At 71.3% G+C, this 17,083-nt stretch carries 11 protein-coding genes and 2 pseudogenes; 6 read left to right on the top strand and 7 right to left on the bottom strand.

Going from position 1 to position 17,083, the window contains the following annotated elements; all coding sequences use genetic code 11:
* Positions 1-110 precede the first annotated feature (110 nt).
* On the top strand, positions 111-2,732 hold the full coding sequence (locus NQU55_RS12045; protein ID WP_256790484.1) for a cation-translocating P-type ATPase: 2,622 nt from the start codon (positions 111-113) through the stop codon (positions 2,730-2,732).
* A 53-nt stretch (positions 2,733-2,785) separates the two neighbouring features.
* On the opposite strand, the gene NQU55_RS12040 is transcribed toward NQU55_RS12045, so the two are convergent.
* From NQU55_RS12040 to NQU55_RS12025, 4 genes are all read right to left on the bottom strand, one after another.
* The gene (locus tag NQU55_RS12040) at positions 2,786-3,442 is read right to left on the bottom strand and encodes a potassium channel family protein (RefSeq protein WP_168093545.1); all 657 of its coding nucleotides are present in this window, start codon (positions 3,440-3,442) and stop codon (positions 2,786-2,788) included.
* Positions 3,439-4,098 (bottom strand): potassium channel family protein, encoded by a 660-nt coding sequence (locus tag NQU55_RS12035; RefSeq protein WP_168093546.1) that lies wholly within the window; start codon positions 4,096-4,098, stop codon positions 3,439-3,441. The genes NQU55_RS12040 and NQU55_RS12035 overlap by 4 nt, the downstream gene beginning before the upstream one ends.
* Positions 4,095-6,830, bottom strand: a complete 2,736-nt coding sequence (locus NQU55_RS12030) for a cation-translocating P-type ATPase (protein WP_168093547.1) — start codon at positions 6,828-6,830, stop codon at positions 4,095-4,097. The genes NQU55_RS12035 and NQU55_RS12030 overlap by 4 nt, the downstream gene beginning before the upstream one ends.
* 174 nt (positions 6,831-7,004) lie before the next feature.
* A complete protein-coding gene (locus NQU55_RS12025; protein ID WP_168093548.1) occupies positions 7,005-8,426 on the bottom strand; it encodes an MBL fold metallo-hydrolase RNA specificity domain-containing protein in 1,422 nt (473 codons plus the stop codon).
* 220 nt (positions 8,427-8,646) lie between these two features.
* On the opposite strand from NQU55_RS12025, the gene NQU55_RS12020 reads away from it, so the two are divergent.
* Positions 8,647-9,516, top strand: a complete 870-nt coding sequence (locus NQU55_RS12020) for a universal stress protein (RefSeq protein WP_168093549.1) — start codon at positions 8,647-8,649, stop codon at positions 9,514-9,516.
* Between the two features lie 439 nt (positions 9,517-9,955).
* On the opposite strand, the gene NQU55_RS36790 is transcribed toward NQU55_RS12020, so the two are convergent.
* Positions 9,956-10,873 carry a hypothetical protein gene (locus tag NQU55_RS36790; protein ID WP_308402215.1) on the bottom strand — a complete coding sequence of 306 codons (918 nt, stop codon included), beginning with the start codon at positions 10,871-10,873 and terminating at the stop codon, positions 9,956-9,958.
* Positions 10,874-10,905: 32 nt separating this feature from the next.
* On the opposite strand from NQU55_RS36790, the pseudogene NQU55_RS12010 reads away from it, so the two are divergent.
* Positions 10,906-11,307 (top strand): annotated as a pseudogene (locus tag NQU55_RS12010) (DUF5655 domain-containing protein); the annotation flags it as partial.
* Between the two features lie 106 nt (positions 11,308-11,413).
* On the opposite strand, the gene NQU55_RS12005 reads toward NQU55_RS12010, so the two are convergent.
* A complete protein-coding gene (locus NQU55_RS12005; protein ID WP_168094748.1) occupies positions 11,414-12,850 on the bottom strand; it encodes a glycosyltransferase family 2 protein in 1,437 nt (478 codons plus the stop codon).
* A gap of 209 nt (positions 12,851-13,059) precedes the next feature.
* Here NQU55_RS12005 and NQU55_RS12000 point away from each other — a divergent pair.
* The 3 genes and pseudogenes from NQU55_RS12000 to NQU55_RS11990 all read left to right on the top strand — a co-directional run.
* Positions 13,060-13,335: pseudogene (locus NQU55_RS12000) on the top strand (macro domain-containing protein); the annotation flags it as partial.
* Positions 13,336-13,845: 510 nt separating this feature from the next.
* Positions 13,846-15,258: a globin domain-containing protein gene (locus tag NQU55_RS11995; RefSeq protein ID WP_240976724.1), complete on the top strand. Its 1,413-nt coding sequence runs from the start codon at positions 13,846-13,848 to the stop codon at positions 15,256-15,258.
* A 129-nt stretch (positions 15,259-15,387) separates the two neighbouring features.
* Positions 15,388-15,984: a pyridoxamine 5'-phosphate oxidase family protein gene (locus NQU55_RS11990; protein ID WP_168094752.1), complete on the top strand. Its 597-nt coding sequence runs from the start codon at positions 15,388-15,390 to the stop codon at positions 15,982-15,984.
* Positions 15,985-16,035: 51 nt separating this feature from the next.
* Here the strand turns inward: NQU55_RS11990 and NQU55_RS11985 are convergent, their stop codons facing one another.
* The gene (locus NQU55_RS11985) at positions 16,036-17,004 is read right to left on the bottom strand and encodes a PASTA domain-containing protein (RefSeq protein WP_168094749.1); all 969 of its coding nucleotides are present in this window, start codon (positions 17,002-17,004) and stop codon (positions 16,036-16,038) included.
* Positions 17,005-17,083: the final 79 nt, after the last annotated feature.

Genomic DNA, 17,083 nt, shown 5'->3' with positions numbered 1-17,083 from the left:
GGAAGGCGGTGCTGCGACGAGGCAGCGATGCGCAGCCCCCGTGGCAGGGTTGCGGGAGGCCGGACCCGCAGCGGGCTGCAGGCCCGACGGCCCGGGGAGGTGGTGCACCGGTGACGACGGCACCGCAGACCCCCCAGGGGCTGACCGAGGCCGAGGCGGGGCGCCGTCTGGCCCGTCACGGCCCCAACGTGATCGTCTCCGTGCGTCCCACGCCGGTGTGGCGGCGGGCCCTCGCCCAGCTGCGTGACCCGTTGATTCTGGTGCTGCTGGCTGCCGTGGTGCTCACCACTGCCACCGGCGACCTCGTCGACACGGCGATCATCGGGATCGTCATTGTGGCCAACAGCGCGGTCGGCGTGGCGCAGGAGGTCCGTGCTGAGAAGGCCGTGGCGGCTCTCCGGGCCCTCAGCGCCCCGGTGGTGCGCGTGGTGCGCGACGGTGCCGAGCGGGAGGCGAAAGCCGCGGAGGTCGTACCCGGCGACGTGGTCCTGCTGGGTGAGGGTGACATCGTGCCCGCCGACGGCCGTGTCGTCGAAGCGGCCATGTTGCTGGTGGACGAGTCCTCACTGACCGGTGAGTCCTTGCCGGTGGCCAAGGAACTTTCGGACGACCCCGCCGCCGCGACGATGGCGGCGGGGACGGTGGTCCTACGGGGCCGAGGCCGCGTCGAGGTGACGGCGACCGGCGCCGCCAGTGCCATGGGCCGGATCGCCGCCCTGATGGCCGCGCCGCCCGGCCTCACCCCGCTTCAACACCGGCTGGCGCGCTTCGGTCGTCTCCTGGCCCTGGTCGCCGCCGGGTTGTCCGTCGTCATGCTGCTCGTCGGCATCGGGCGCGGGCAACCGGTGGAACTCATGGTGGTGGCGGCGATCAGCCTGGTCGTCGCGGCCGTTCCCGAGTCGCTGCCGGCAGTGGTGACGCTCGCCCTGGCTCTGGGCGCTCACCGGATGGCCGCCCGGCACGCCATCGTCCGCAGGCTGCCCGCCGTCGAGACCCTGGGGTCGATCACTGTATTGGCGACCGACAAGACCGGCACTCTCACCGAGGGACGGATGGCCGCCCAGCGGCTGTGGACACCGGCGGGCGGCGAGGCCACCGTCTCCGGCGTCGGCTATGCCCCGCATGGGCGCGTCGAGCGGAACGGAGGTGTCCTCCGCGCCGACGAGGCCCCGGACCTGGCCGAGTTGCTGACCGCCGCACTGTTGTGCAACGACGCCGAGCTCCAGCCTCCCGGCGCCGGCGACGGAGCCTGGACGGCGCTCGGCGATCCCACGGAAGCCGCCCTGCTGGCCGCTGCGGACCGGCTCGGCCTGCGAGCCGCCGAGTTGCGCGAGGCCATGCCCCGGGTGGACGAGATCCCGTTCAGCAGCGAGCGCAAGCGCATGACCACGGTGCACTGCCGCCCCGAAGGGCGACTGCGTGTCGTCTGCAAGGGCGCGCCCGAAACCGTTCTGCGCGGTGACGTCCTCGCCCATGGCGATCAGCAGACCCGGAACGAGGCGCTGGCGCGGGCAGGCGATTGGGCGGGCGAAGGATACCGGGTGCTGGCCGTGGCGGCGGCCGACTGGAGGGATTCCGCGCCGGAAGACCGGGAGAGCGGCCTGATCCTGCTCGGGCTTGTCGCGATCTTCGACCCGCCGCGGGAAGCCGCTGCCGGCACGGTAGCGGCGTGCCGGGCGGCAGGCATCACGCCCGTGCTCGTCACCGGAGACCACCCACTGACCGCGGAAGCCGTTGCCCGGCGGCTGGGCATCGCCTCAGCAGAGGAAGAAGCCGTCACCGGTGAGGAGCTCAACAGCGACAGGGCGGGGGACCCCACGGCAGTCCGGGTATTCGCCCGCACGACGCCGGAGCAGAAGGTCGGCATCGTCGAGTCGTGGCGTGCGGCCGGGCACGTGGTGGCGATGACGGGCGACGGAGTCAATGACGGGCCGGCGCTGCGCCGGGCCGACATCGGCGTGGCGATGGGGCGGCGTGGGACGGAGGTCGCCCGGCAGGCCGCCGACCTGGTCCTGGCCGACGACGACATCGGCACGGTCGTGGCGGCCGTCGAAGAGGGGCGCCGGGTCTACGCCAACGTTCGGCGCTTCCTGCTCTACGCCTTGGCGGGCGGCAGTGCGGAGATCCTGGTCATGCTCACCGGCCCGGCCCTGGGCATGCCCCTGCCGCTGCTCCCGGCCCAGATCCTGTGGATCAACCTCCTGACCCACGGCTTGCCGGGCGTGGCACTCGGCGCCGAGCCCACGGCCGGTGACTCCATGCACCGGCTGCCCAGACCGCCGGAGGAAAGCGTGCTGGGGGCAGGTCTGTGGGCGCGCATCCTCGTCCTGGGCGCCCTCATCGCGACGGTCACCTTGGCTGTCGGATCCTGGGCGCTCAGCACGGGCCGCCCCTGGCAGACGCTGGTCTTCCTGGTGCTCGGCGCGACCCAGCTCGGTGTCGGCCTGGGCTCGCGGGCTCGGCCCGGAACTCTGGCCAACCCCTTCCTCCTCCTGGCACTGGCAGCCGCTCTGACCTTGCAGATCGCAGGGGCGTACGTGCCGCTCCTGCGTGAACTGCTCGGCACGCAGCCTCCGGCCCTGTCCGACACGGGCGTCGCCTGCGCCGGATTCGTGCTCGGGTACGCGGCGATGCGCTTGCAGGCGCGGCTCGTGCCGGAGGGCGACGGGAGACGGCGTGCGCGGACACGTGACACGCACCCATGGCGTGCGTCGGGAACGGGCACCGGATGAGGACCGGGCCCCGTACGGCCGCGCGACCCCCGAATCGTTGCGCCTCCCGTTTGTCATTGGAAGGCGGCGTGGATTTCCCGTTCCGACGCCTCGTGCGAGACGAGCAGGACCTCGTCGCCCGGTCGGAGTAGCAGCCCAGGAGCGGGAGCGGTCGGTTGGCCGTCGCGGATGACGGTGGCGACGATCGTGCCGGCGGGGAGCGGGACGTCGTGCAGCGTCCGGCCCGATGCCCGGGACTGTTCGGTGATGGCCGTCTCGATCACGTCGACCCCGGCTTTGCTCAGGCGCAGCAGGGCCACGGTGTCGGTTGCCGCCGTGGCCTCCTCGATCAGTGATACCAGGGGTGAGGCGACCGGCAGCGCGATGTCGACGCCCCAGTGCCGGTCGAACAACCAGGCGTTCTCGTCGTCGTTGATGCGTGCGGCGACGCGGGGGACCGAGAAGTGCCGCTTGGCCAGCAGGGCGGTGACGAGGTTGGTGTCGTCCTGTCCCGTCGCCGCGACCACCAGGTCGGCCCTCCGCGCGCCGGCGTGTTCGAGGACTGCCGGCTCGCAGGCGTCCCCGCCGACCAGGTCGGCGTCCGCCTGTCCCTTCAGCTCGTCGACACGCTCCTCGTCGGTGTCGACGAGCGTCACCTGATGGCCGGTGGCGACCAGGACCTGGGCGATCTTCGTCCCGAGCCGGCCGGCTCCGGCGACCACGACCTTCATGTTCCCAGCTCCTTGTCGAGAAAGGCGCGCAGCCGGCCGAGGGCCTTGGCGGCGACGGCGAAGGTCACGACGTCGTGCGGCTCGGCCGGGGTGCCGTGGACCGGGAGGAGGGAGTGCCCGGCGCGGGTGACTTCCACGACGCGGATCTCTCCGTCCACGTCGAAGTCGGTGACCGGTCGGCCCGTCAAGTAATGGGGGAGGGTAGAACGCACCAGGAGCGTCTCGCCGTTGCCGAAAGTGAGCTCCGGCTCCAGATGACGGTGCAGCAGCATCCGGTGGATGCGGTCGACCGTCCAGCTCACGCCGGCGATCGTCGGGATGCCCAGCTCGCGGTAGAGGTCGGCACGCCGCGGATCGTAGACGCGGGCGAAGACCATCGGCACCCGGTAGGTCTCCTTCGCCGTACGGGCGCAGACGATGTTGCTGTCGTCGCGGGAGGTGACGGCGACGAAGGCGTCGGCGTGTTCGATGCCGGCCGAGTCCAGGGTCGTCCGGCTGTAGCCGTTGCCCGTATGGAACCGGCCGCCGAAGTTCTCCGCAAGCAGCCGACGGGCCCGGGCGACCCGGTCGACGACATCGACGTCGTGTCCCTCGGCGACGAGCCGGGTCGCCAAGGTGGAACCCACCCTGCCGCAGCCGACGATGATCAGCCTCATCGGTTCGCCCCCTCTCCGGCGGCCGGTTCCCTGCGCCGTAGCCACCACTTCCGTGCTTCCTCGGCGACCAGCAGGAGGAGCCCGAGGCACACCAGCAGCGCCCAGTCGGCCGCGCTCAGCGGTGCGGTGTGGAAGACGGCTTGCAGTGCCGGTGCGTAGCTGATGGCGACCATGAAACCGATGCCCAGGAGCCCGGCGGCCAGCAGCGCGGGGTTCGAGAACAGGCCGGCGCGCAGGATGCTCTGCCGCTCCGTGCGTACCGCCAGGGCGTTGAAGAACTGGCTGACCACGATGCCGGCCTGGGTCATGGTGATCGCCTCCCGGTAGACGGGGTTGTCCGCGGTGAACGCGGAGTAGGGGATGCCGGCGGAGTTCACGTGCCAGAAGAACACGGCACACACGCCGAGTGCCTGGATGGTGCCCAGGAAGAGGAAGCGGCGGACGACGGCGGGAGAGAAGAGCCGTTCGTCCCGCGAGCGGGGCGGGCGCTCCATGACGTCGGGCTCCGGCGGCTCGGTGCCCAGGGCGAGGGCCGGCAGGACGTCCGAGCCCAGGTCGATGGCCAGGATCTGTACAGCGCTGATGGGGACCAGCGGGAAGCCGGCGAAAGTCGCGGCGAGGATGGGCACGAGCTCGGCGACGTTGTGGCTGAAGAGGTAGACCAGGAACTTGCGGATGTTCTGGTAGACCGATCGGCCCAGCCGTACCGCCACCGCGATGGAGGCGAACGAGTCGTCCAGCAGGACCATGACGGCCGCTTCCCGGGCCACGTCCGTACCGGAGGCGCCCATGGCGACCCCGATGTCCGCGTGCTTGAGGGCGGGCGCGTCGTTGGCCCCGTCACCGGTCACCGCCACCACTTCGCCGCGCCGCTGGAAGGCGGTGACCACCCGCATCTTGTGCTCGGGACTGACCCGGCACAGCAGCAGCTCGCCGGACGAGGCGAGCAGCCGGCCCAACTCCTCGTCGTCCATGGCGTCCAGGCGGCTGCCCGTCACCACGGTGGGGCGTGACCCACGGACGATGCCGACCCTCCGGGCCACGGCCTCGGCCGTCAGCGGATGGTCGCCCGTCACCATGGCGATGCGGATGCCGGCGGAGCGGCAGGCGGCCACCGCGGCACTGACCTCCGGACGGGGAGGATCGAGCATGCCCACGAACCCCAGCAGCGTCAGCCCGCTCTCGGCCTCGTCCTGAGCCGGCCGGGGACCGGAGACCGTGCGGGCCGCCACGCCGAGCGTCCGCAGCCCCTGGGCGGCGAGTCCGTCGATGGCTGCGGTGACTGCGGCCCGCATTTCACCGGTCAGGGGCCTGCGTGATCCCTGCCAGTCGATGTCGGCACACCGGCCCAGCAGTTCCTGTGGTGCCCCTTTGACGTACGACCGGTGGCCGTCACCGCCGGGCTCTGCGCACACCACGCTCATCATCTTGCGCACCGGATCGAACGGGTACGTGGCCGTACGGGGTGTGGTGGCACTGTCCGAGAGCACATCGATACCCGCCTTGGCGGCCGCCACCAGAAGGGCACCCTCGGTCGTGTCGCCCAGCACGCGCCACCCGCAACGGCCGGACGGCGGCACCAGCCGGGCGTCGCAGCAGAGCGCCGCCGACCGGAGCAGGTCATGTGCCTGTCCGTCGCCCGACACCTCGCCCTCGGGCACGTATCCGACGCCGGAGACGGCGTGCGTGACGCCACCCGCCCAGGCCTGCACCACGGTCATCTCGGCCTGGGTGAGCGTGCCGGTCTTGTCCGTGCACACGACGGTGGTGGAGCCGAGGGCTTCCACAGCGAGCAGTTGCTTCACGAGGGCGTGCCGGCGGGCCATGCGCCGCACCCCCACGGCGAGCGACACCGACAGGGTTGCCGGCAGCCCCTCGGGGACCAGGGCCACCATCACCCCGAGCGCGAACACGAACGACGACACCAGCGACTGCCCGGTGGGAAGCCGTACGGCGAACAGCACGGCACCGGTCGCGAGAGCCGCCACCGCCACGCGGCGCGCCATGACGGCCACCTGTCGTTGCAGTGGAGTGCGCTGGCGCGGGGCTGCGGCGGCGAGACGGAAGATGCGCCCGAACTCCGTCGCCCCGCCCGTCGCGCAGACGACCGCCTTGGCCGAGCCGACGACCACGTCGGTGCCCATGAACACGAAATTGCGCGCTTGCAGCACGGGCCCGGGGGCCACGGCCTCGGCCGTGCGCCCCACGGCATCGCTCTCTCCGGTCAGTGCCGCGTTGTTCACCGACAGGTCGTACGACTCCACCAGACGGCAGTCCGCGGGCACTGCGTCCCCCGCCTCCAGCAGCATCACGTCCCCGGGGACCAGGTCACGCACCGGTACTTCCCGCCGCACCCCGGCACGCAGCACACGGCAAGCGTGCGGGACCATCGCCTGCAGCGTCTCTGCCGTACGCTCCGCCGAGTACTCCTGTACGAAGCCGATGACCGCGTTGAGCAGCACCACGCCCAGGATGGCGATGGCCAGTTGCAGCGTCCCGATGTCTCTCGGGTGCTGGAGTCCCCAGGCGAGGAAGGTGATCGCCGAGGCGACGATCAGCACGACGGCGAACAGGTCGGTGAACTGGGCGGCCAATTGCCGCCAAGGTGCTCTACGGGCCGCACGCGGCAGCTCGTTCGCACCGAAACGTGCGGTGCGCGATGCCGCCTCCGCGTCCGGCAGACCACTGGGGCTGCTGTCCAGGGCGGGGAAAACGGCCGACGACGGCAGCATCTGCACCTTGGACCGGTCCGCCGGGGGAGGAGCACCGGGCGGGCCCGGGGCGTCACCCGGTCGCAGAAGACCGGTGCCGACCGGCATCACAGACCGCCCAGGCGACCGCAGGAGCCTCGGTACACCGTACGGGGCACGTGATACCTCCCTTGCGGATGACCTGGCAGGAGAAACTCAGCGGACCAGGACTCGCTCGCCGGACCGGGGCACCACCGCGGTCCACCTCAGGCTTCGCTCGATACGGGTCCGCAACACCGCGGCCGACTCCGGCTCGCCGTGCACGAGATACGTCACGCTCGGCGCGGGGGCGCCGCGGAGCCAGCCCAGGAGCTCGGCCGCGTCCCCGTGGGCAGACAGCCCCGGCACGCTCACGACTTCCGCACGTACGGGCACGTAGCCGCCGAGCATCTTGAGCGTGCGCGCGCCGTCGACCAGGTCACGGGCCCGGGTGCCCCGCGCAGCGAATCCGACGACGACGACCGTGTTCCGCGAACCGGGGAGGACACGAGCCAGGTGGCGCAGGATGCGCCCTCCGGTCGCCATCCCCGAGGCGGAGACGATCACGGCCGGGCCCGTGACCTCCTGAACGGCCATGGACTCCGCCACTGAACGGGCGGCCGAGAACGGAGCCGGGTCCAGCACGGACGCTCCGGCATCCACCACCTCCGGCCGTATCTCCGGTGCCCGTGCAGCCAGGGCGTCCTCGTAGACGTGCAGTGCGGCCAGCGCCATGGGGCTGTCCACATATACGGGCACCGTCGGCGGGAGCTCGCCCGCCCGCCTGAGACCGGCCAGCTCGTGCAGCACGACCTCGGTGCGGTCGACGGCGAAGGCGGGGATCACTACGGTCCCGCCCCGCGCGAACGTCCTGCTCAGCGCTTCCCTGAACACCGCACGGCTGCTGTCGGTGTCGTGGCGCCGGTCGCCGTACGTGGACTCCAGCAGCAGTACGTCGGCGCCGGTGAAGGGCTCCGGCGGGCGCAACAGAGGGTGCACCGGTCTGCCGAGGTCACCGCTGGAGGCCAGGGTGTGCCCGTCCTCCAGAGTGAGCAGTGCCCAGGTGGAGCCGAGGATGTGTCCCGCGTGGTGGAGGGTCAGGCGGGTGTCCCGGGCTACTTCCGTCTGCTCGCCCGGCTCGACGGTCCGGAAGAGCCGCATCGTGCGGTCGACGTCCATTTCATCGTAGAGGGGCTCCGCGGGGTGGTGCTTCGAGTGGCCGTAGCGGTTGCAGTGATCGGCTTGCTCCACCTGCAGCCGGGCGCTGTCGCGCAACACGATCTCGGCGAGCCGGGACGTGTTCGCGCTGCAGAACACGTCCCCGTGAAAGCCCTGCCTGACCAGTCTGGGCAGGTATCCGCAGTGGTCGAGGTGAGCGTGGGTGAGGACGACGGCGTGGACGGCCGAAGCGTCGACCGGGAAGCGCCGCCAGTTCAGACGGCGGAGGTCGGCCATGCCCTGGAAGAGACCGCAGTCGACCAGGACCCTTACGTGATCGGTCTCGATCATGAACTTGCTGCCGGTCACGGTGCCCACGCCGCCGAGGAAGGACAGCAGCCCCGGACGGAGCCTCGTCGCTGCTTGCGAAGTGTCGGTCATCCTCACCTCCGGGGCCGGGGCCGGGGCCGGGGCCGGGCCGGGGCCGGGGCGAGCGGGCCCGGAGTCCGTCCCGCCCGCCCTTCCACCGTGCCTCCGATTTGCTGCGCGCGCACGGGGACCCCGGGGTCCACCCGTAGGGCCGGACGGTTCTGTGGCGCGGCATCGGCGGTGGCTGCAGGCTGGAAACAGGGAGCAGGCCAGGACCAGAGGGAGTCTCCGGATGAATGGGAGTCGGCAGGCCGTGCTCGCAGAGGTCTCCGACCGGCCCCTCGGCGTTCATGCCGTGCGCTGGGCGGCGGACGAGGCGGCCCTGCGGCGTCGGCCCTTGCGGTTGCTCCACGTCCAGGTGGGGCCGGTCGGCGCACCGCCGGACACGGAACCCGGAAGCCGGGCGCACTCCTGGGCGACGCACCTGCACGCCCGTGGAGAAGGCCTGCTGCGCGAGGCACGCGATCAAGCGCTGCGCCGCCACCGGGAACTGGAGGTCGGTACCGAGCTGGCCTCAGGGCGGCCCGCGCGTGTGCTGCGAGAAGAGGCAGAGTCCGCGAGCCTCCTCGTGTTGGGCACGCCGCGGTACGTCGGGGCGGACTCGCTGTTCGCGCCCCGGGACGAGGCCGACACCCTGACCGGCCACCTCCCATGCCCGGTCGTGCTCGTGCGGGAACCGTCCTCCGGCGTACCGGACGACGCGCCCGTGGTGGTCGGGACGGACGGCTCGCCCTCGGCGAGGGCCGCCGTCGAGCTGGCCTTCGAGGAGGCGTTCCTGCGCAGGGTTGGTCTGCTGGCGATCCTGGTCCGCAGGCTCCGCGACGCGGGCAGGACCGAAGTCCTGGAAGCGGCCCGTGCGAGCCTGTCGGAGTCGCTGGCGGGACAGGGCGAGCAGTACCCGGGCGTCGAGCTCCGGCAGGAAGTCGTCCTCGGCGATCCCGCGGCGATGCTCGCATCGGCATCTCGCCGCGCACACTGCCTGGTCGTCGGCGCACACACGAGAGGCGGACTCAAGAAGGCACTGCTCGGCTCGACCAGCCGCACCCTGATCCACGGCACCTATTGCCCTTTGATCATCGCGTCGCCTCCGCCGGCACAATGACGACGGCTTGCGGGGAGGGTCAGCGGGTGACGCTCTCTCGCACGAGAAGACGGCGCAGGGGCTCGAGGTCCGGGGACAGGAAGCACGCGAGTCCGACCGATGGCGTCCGTTGCTTTGGGGCCGGCTCAATCAGCGCTGTTACAGGGGCATTCCGTTGCTGCTGAACTCCTCGTCACGAAGACGGACACCGCCTTCACCGTTGCAAAGCCTTCGTCCTGCCGCCGACGGCGGTTGAGTAACTGGAGCAGACGTGACGCAGATGCTCTGATGGCTGCACGGCTCGCAGGACCGGGCCGGAACCGGCACGGCAAACGGCGGCTCCCAGCTGGTGCCCGATGTCAGCTCGTCCCTCGGGGCCACGGGCGGCGACGGGGCTCGGGTGTTCCACGAGTCCCTGTGGGGCCTTTGGTGACGTGCGAGCGGGTGAGGGCGACCGCGGTCAGGGCGAGGGCCGGGGCCGCCGAGCAGAGTGCGAGGTGGGGTGGGGTGGGGTGCCCGGGGCGGTCGCAGGCAGGCGGGCGGCCACGCTGGTCGCCGCTCCGGCGAGGGCGGGTCCGCACGCACCGCCGAGCATGGCGAACGTGGTGGCCGTTGCAGTGGCGCTCGTTGTCCCTGTGGTGCCTGATGTGCCCGTGGCCACCGTCGTCATTGCGGCGCCATTGGCCAGGCCCAGGCCGCAGCCGATCACAGCGCAGGAGCCGGCCAGCAGCCACAGGGGTGCGGGCCCGCTGCCGACGCCGGGGGATGCGGTGCGGCGGGCGGCCCAGCGGCCTGTGAATGCCGCGGGGGCCACGGCCGGCAGGGTGACCAGCGCGGCCTGGCCACCGCCGCCGTGCTCGAGCAGCTGGTGCATCGTGCTCCGTGCGATCTCCGGTACGTCGGTGACATTCCGGTCGGGAAGCAGCCCGTGCGGCAGGAACCGGAGATGTTCAGGGCTCGCATCGGCATCGGCGCGCCTCTGGGGGTTACGGCGGCGCCGGGTGGCGACGGGGCTCCTCGCTGGCACCAGCACTGGCAGGTTCAGGAGACACCCGCTGAGCTCTGCCCAGAGTGGCTGGAGGTTCAGGACATCAAGGGCATAGAGACTGTCACGCCGCCGGCCTTGGACCGGGCGACCCGAGAAGGGGCGTTGTCGCAGCTGGGTCTCAACATCCGAGGCACCGCCGCGAGCCCTGACCTGTTCGTAGAACTCGTTCTTCAGGTCGGTGTGGCGCTGGGTCAACGCGTTGCGAGGGACGCCTGCTTCGATGGCGAGGGCAACGATGGTCAGGGCGCCGTTGGAGTGCTGCGGGGTATCGGTGAGGATGCGGTTGATGGCGGCGCGGATGCGGTCGCGTTCATCGGGGGCGGGGCTCACCGGTTGGTCTCCTGGAGCGTGAAGCGGGTGCGGTCGCCTCCGTCGCCGCCCAGACAGCTGCCCTGCGCACCCGCCGCGCGAGCGAGACCTGGGCATCCGGTCCCCGCGCGGCCGAGACCGCGATCGAGGAGCTGTACGCGGAGGCCGACCAGGTCCTGCTCGGCCTCGGCGACGACATCACCAAGGTGCAGCGCAAGATCTACCGCGCGTACCAGCGACTGCGAAACTTTACCTGCGTCTGCCCGCCACAGAGAGACAAACTACTCGTCTACCTCAAGGCAAACCCCAAAGAGGTCGACCTCATCCCCGGATTCACCCGGGACGTGACTGGGCTCGGCCACCACGGAACCGGCGACCTGGAGGTCCAGCTGCGCACAGACCGGGACCTGGAGCGCGCCCAGGACCTGTTCCGCCTCAGCTACAGCGCGGTGTAGCGGATTCCGCCTCGGCCCTCCGGGTTTAGGGCGCCTGTCCGACAGGTCGGGTGACGGGCCCACGGGTGAGTCGGGTCCGTTCAGCGTGGGGCGGGTCCTGGAAGGGTCACCGTTCTGTCGTCGATGGCATGGTGCTCCGGACGGTCGCGGGTGTGACGCTCGCAACGGGTGTCTCCACCGCGCGTTCGGTCTTGGTCCAGCGCCTGCGACGGGTGATGATCTGCCACAATGCGCACCAACTGGCCGCGAAGCCGAGGTACATGCAGACCATGACGGCGGGAGACCCGCAGACGGCCTTCCAGGCCGGCAGGTCGTCGGTGCGGCGCCAGTAGAGCAACGCCGAAACCAGGTAGGCGGTGAAGGGCAGCGACTGCCAGGCCAGGACGTTCAGCCACACCGAGCCGGGCACGAGGCGGGGCATTCCGGCGCCGTCCCCGCACAACGCGCGGAGGACCGCGTAGTGCTGGATGACCGAGGCGGGCAGGGTGACCAGGTACGGGACGAGCAGGTAGCAGGTGAGTTCGACGCGGCCCCGGATGCCGACGGCGGAATGGGTCCAGAGTTCCGGCAGGCGCCTGATGGCGCTCATGTGGCCGTGGTACCAGCGGGCGCGCTGACGTAGCAGGCGGCGGGGGCTGGTCAGTCCCTGCTGGGAGACGAAGGCCGTGGTGGTGGAGGTGACCGTCCATCCCCGGGCCGCGAGGCTGATGCCCAGGTCGAGGTCCTCGGTCAGGGAGTCCGACCAGGGGAGCGGTCCGATGCTGTCGAGGGCGGAGAGTCGGCTGAACTGACCGTTGCCGCCCATGCTCACTGTGCCGGTGGCGATCCGCCCGAACTGGGTCAGTGCGCTCAAGGCCCAGAACTCGAGATCCTGCAACCGCAGCGCCCAGCGATGCCGGCCGCGGATGCGCACCGCCAGCTGGGCCCCGCCCACCGCCGGGTCCGCGAACCGCAGCGTCACACGGCCTGCTGCGCCCGGTGTCATCCGGCCGTCGGCGTCCAGCACGCAGACCAGTACCCGACCCGTATCCAGGCCCTCCTTCCCGGCCTGCTCGCGCACCGTGTACAGCCCCGCGTTGAGGGCGGCTCCCTTGCCCCGCCGGGCGGCGGGCAGCGTCCTGCGGACCAGAGTGACACGGTCACCGCCAACGGTCTGCACGATGCGGGCGGTGGCGTCGTCACTGCCGTCATCGACGACGACGATGCGCGCGCCCGGTTGCCCTTCGAGCAGGCAGCGCAGTGTGTTGGCGATGACGCGTTCCTCGTTCAGGCAAGGAACGAGGACGAAGACGCTCCAGCCGATGGGGAGTTCAACAGTCGGCTCGTGCGCTCGCAGGAGCTGCCCGCGCATCGAGCCCTCGGCACGGCGGGCAAGAATTGTGCCTAGGGCGAGGAGCGAGACGTTGTAGACGCCCGTGAACACCGCGATGACAATGGTGACGTACTGAGTGATCGTGTCTAGTACGGCCACGGGATCCCCCTTGTGGGCTCCGCCCGGCTGCTGCGGGGCCTTCTCGCGGTCGGCATCACCTTCCCGGCTCACGGCCCGGCCCCTTCGGGTTACCCAGGCGAGATGCCGGATCCAATCCAGTGCGTCCCAGTTCGGGGTGCTTACGGATGCTGTCGACGCACTCGGGCACACCCCAGCGCACGATGTCTGCCCCGGGGCGGAGGACTTGACCGTCCGGCCCACCGTTTTCGGATCCACCGCTGGACCACGGTGAGGATGACCATGCCCGGGAGCAGGCCGGCGTAGTCAAGACCGACGGCCCGGTGTGGTCGGGGGAGGAGGACCGCTCGGAGCTGCTGGCGTCCTGTCACCGCGAGTCCCTCCGCGTGGCGGACGAGCTGGGCGCGAAGACGGTCGCCTTCCCCGCCATCTCGACGGGCGTCTATCGCTGGCCGGTCGAGGACGCGGCGCGCATCGCGGTCGAGACGGTGCGGCAGACGGAGACGTCCGTGGAAGAGGTCCGCTTCGTCCTCTTCGACGAGCGGGCGTACGAGGCCTTCGCGTCGCAGATGCGCTGAGGGCCGGGCGGTGACCTCCGGCACCCCCGCCGTCCGTATGACCTGTCCCTGGTGTCCGCCTGCGTCCGCACTGCCGCACGCCCCGTCGCCTTCGACGGCGTCCCCGGCCGCTCGGCGGATTCCTGCGCCACCCTTCCAGCGGACAGGAGCGAGCACCTGCAAAAGGGCCGGAGCGCGCGTTCGTGATCACACCGGGACACGGGCGCACCTTTCGCCGGTGCGCGCCGGTGCGGCGATCGGCGCCGATGTCGCCGGAGGCCGTTCGATATGTGCCTTCAAGTCGGCACACCGATCAGTTTCGGCCAGCGTGGTTCCACAAGAACGCGCACCGACTTCTAGTGGATCCGGCTCTTCCGCACCTCGTGAAGCTCCCTAAGGATCGGGGGGCATCCGGAAGCGACTAGTCCGCTTCTTTGACTCCACACCCCGATGAGGACCCATGCCGGCCCCGTTCGCCTTCCATGCCGCCTCCTGCTGCCGACGGAGATTCACCGAGGAGGCCCTGGACAGTTGAGATTCCGGATCGGTCGCCCGAGCAGCACGCCCACACGCCCGGCCCCAGAGTACCGGGAGTACCCGCAGTACCAGCAATACCCGCAGTACCAGCAATACCCGGAGCATGAGGAACACCCGGAGTACTCGGAACATCAGGAGTACCCCGAGCCGGTCCACGCCGGCCACGGCGCCCACGCCGACCACAGTGTCCACGCCGACCACGCCGATCACGGCGTCCCTGCCGGCCGCGGCCCCCGGGCCGCGCCTGCCGAGGAGCCGGCGGCCGCCGAAGCGCCCTTGTCCGACCACGAGATAGCCCTCATCAGGACGTCCCTCTCGGCGGTCGAGCCCCACGCAGGGGAAATAACGGTCTACTTCTACGCGATCCTGTTCGCCCGTTATCCCGAAGTCCGCTCGATGTTCCCGGAAGGGATGGACACCCAGCGCGACCGCCTCCTGCGCGCGCTGCTCCGCATCGTGGACCTGGTCGACGATCCCGAGAACCTCGTCCGTTTCTGCGGGCACCTCGGCCGCGATCACCGCAAGTTCGGCACGCAAGCCGCGCACTTCCCGGCCGTGGGCGAATGCCTCCTCGCCACGCTGGCCCGGTACGCCGGTTCCGCGTGGACCCCGGAGATCGCCGCCGCCTGGACGAAGGCGTACGGCACGGTCGCGCAGGTCATGATCAGTGCGGCCGAGGAGGACGAGGCGGTACGGCCCGCCGTGTGGCCCGCCACGGTCGTCCACCGCGTCTCGCGCGGCCACGGCATCGCCGAGATCACCGTGCGTCCCCAGATTCCCTACGAGTACGCCGCGGGCCAGTACGCGAGCATCGAGACTCCGTGGTGGCCGAAGCGCTGGCGCTACTACTCCGTCGCCAACGCGCCCCGCGAGGACGGCACCCTCACCTTTCACGTGCGCGCCGTGCCCGGCGGCTCGGTCAGCGAGGCGCTGGTGCACCGGGCGGTGGTGGGCGACGTCATCCGGCTCGGGCCCCCGATGGGTGACATGACCCTGGACGCGGCCGACCAGGACGAACTGGTCTTCGTGGCCGGGGGCACCGGTCTCGCCCCGGTCCGCGCGCTCGTCGAGGAGGTCGCCCGCCGAGGGGGGTACCGGCAGGTCCACCTGTTCGTCGGCGCCCGGACCGGGGCCGAGCTGTACGGGGTCGACGACATGCTGAGGATGGCCCAGCGGCACCACTGGCTGACCATCAAGGGCGCGGTCTCCGACGAGTACATCCCCGGGATCCGCGGCTCCCTCCCGGACGTACTGGCCGACTACGGGCCCTGGTACGAGCACGACGTCTTCCTCAGCGGCCCGGCCCAGATGGTCGCCTCCGCCAAGGAGATGCTCACCGTCAGCGGCACCCGGCCCGACCGCATCCACCACGACCCCTTCGAGACCCCCGTGCTGTCCGCACTCTGACTCCCGTCCGGCCGGCTTCCCGGCCCGCTTCCCGGCACGCTCCCCGGTCCGCTCCCCGGTCCGCTCCCCGAGCCGCGCCTCCCCCCCCCGTATCCGACCTGTCACCCGCCAGGAGACCCCTTCGTGACCATGCCTCCGCCGCCCTTCGGATCAGCGGGTGAACACCAGCTGCAGCAGCACATGGGAAGTGCGGACCGCGCCGCCCGGTTCTACGACCAGCAGGTGCGTCGCCATCTCACGCCGGAGATGCAGGAATTCATCGGGCGTCAGGCCATGGTCTTCCTGGCCACCGCGGACTCCCACGGGGAGTGCGACGCGAGCTTCCGGGCGGGACCGCCGGGTTTCGTCCACGTGATCGACGCACAGACCCTGGCCTACCCCGAATTCCGCGGCAACGGTGTGCTGGCCAGCGCGGGCAACATGGTCGAGAACCCTCATCTCGGCATGCTCTTCGTGGACTTCACCCACGACCACGTGGGGCTCCACGTCAACGGCGTCGCACACCTCTACCACGACAGCGACCTCCGACGTCTCCGCCCCGGACTGCCCACCGGCGTCGCGCCCGGCCGCAGTCCGGAAATGTGGGTGCACCTGACCGTCGAGGAGGCCTATATCCACTGCTCCAAGTACATACCCCACCTGGTGCCGGCGCCCCGCCCCGCCGGCCGCGACACCTCCCGCCCCAAGGACTCGGACTACTTCACGCGGCCCCGCGCGGCCTACTGATTCACGCGGCCCCGCGCGGCCTACTGAGGCACGCGGGGGCCGCGCCGGCCGTCAGCACAAACGGGTGTGGCGGCAGATGATCCGGCCGCCGCCGTGGGAACCGCCGGACGAGCCGCCGGAGCCTCCGGAGTCGCCCAGGCGGGGAACCCCGTCGGGGAAGGCGGTGTTGCGGTTGCGGTCGCCGGGGAAGGGGTCGCGGTAGTCCGGATCGCGGTCGCCGTCCCGGTCCGGCAGGTCCACGGAGGTGCCGGTGCCCCGGTCGGGCTCCGGGCAGCCGTTGTCCTCGGACGACAGGTAGAGCGTCACCTGTGCGCCGCTCTCGACCTTCGCGCCCTCGGCCGGGTCGTGCGCGCACACCCGCCAGTCGTCGTACTCGCCTTCGTCGGGCAGCTTGTCGTTGCGGTACGCCTTGCGCGCCTCGATGCGGCCGGCGGGGACCCCCAGGGCGACGACCTCCGCGCGGGCCGTCCGCCACGTCTTCCACACCAGCTCGGGCATCGTCGGCCACGGTATGGGCTGCCCGTCCTCCTTCGGGCACGGGGCGTCCTTCGGCACGACGCCGAAGTCGAGCACCGGCTTCACGCCGAGCGGCGGGCCGGCCTCCTGGAAGCAGACGGTCCACGTCGTACGGCCGCGGATGAACTTGTTCTTCTCGGACGCATCGTGGGAGTTCACGACGAACCCGGCCTTCCGGGCCTTTCCGTAGGCGACGTCCAGGTTCTGGCCGCGGTAGTCGGCGGCCGGCGGTCGCGTCGGCTCCGCGGTGCGCGTCCTGGCGGAGGCGGCCGTCGCGCCGGGCGTCACGCCGCGGGACTGCTTCGTCCCGGCCGCTTTCGCGTCCGCCGCGTCGCCCTTTGCGCTGTCCTCCCGCAGGTCGGGCAGGACGGCGCCCAGCACGGCCACGGCGGCGACGGCAGTCGCGACCTTCCGGCGCTTCGACCAGGGCTTGCGCTGCCGGGGCGCGCCCTCCGGGTCGTGCGTCGGATCGGACGGTGCCGGGGTGGTCTGCGGGCCAGGCATGGCGGAGCCCTTCGAATTCGTGCAATTGTGCGGGCGTATCGTACACAGCCCGCAGCGGGCGGCGGACCCGGCCCCGGCC

The sequence above is a fragment of the Streptomyces telluris genome, from assembly GCF_024519335.1.
Classification (GTDB): domain Bacteria; phylum Actinomycetota; class Actinomycetes; order Streptomycetales; family Streptomycetaceae; genus Streptomyces; species Streptomyces telluris.
The sequence above is the reverse complement of the archived record's forward strand: the minus strand, read 5'-3'. Positions and strand labels throughout refer to the sequence as shown.

What these genes read in the sequence shown, in the direction of transcription:
- NQU55_RS12030 (WP_168093547.1), bottom strand. Translation starts at nt 6,830, where the DNA reads ATGCTGCCGTCGTCGGCCGTTTTCCCCGCCCTGGACAGCAGCCCCAGT.
- NQU55_RS11985 (WP_168094749.1), bottom strand. Translation starts at nt 17,004, where the DNA reads ATGCCTGGCCCGCAGACCACCCCGGCACCGTCCGATCCGACGCACGAC.
- NQU55_RS12040 (WP_168093545.1), bottom strand. Translation starts at nt 3,442, where the DNA reads ATGAAGGTCGTGGTCGCCGGAGCCGGCCGGCTCGGGACGAAGATCGCC.
- NQU55_RS11990 (WP_168094752.1), top strand. Translation starts at nt 15,388, where the DNA reads ATGCCTCCGCCGCCCTTCGGATCAGCGGGTGAACACCAGCTGCAGCAG.
- NQU55_RS12025 (WP_168093548.1), bottom strand. Translation starts at nt 8,426, where the DNA reads ATGACCGACACTTCGCAAGCAGCGACGAGGCTCCGTCCGGGGCTGCTG.
- NQU55_RS12035 (WP_168093546.1), bottom strand. Translation starts at nt 4,098, where the DNA reads ATGAGGCTGATCATCGTCGGCTGCGGCAGGGTGGGTTCCACCTTGGCG.
- NQU55_RS12020 (WP_168093549.1), top strand. Translation starts at nt 8,647, where the DNA reads ATGAATGGGAGTCGGCAGGCCGTGCTCGCAGAGGTCTCCGACCGGCCC.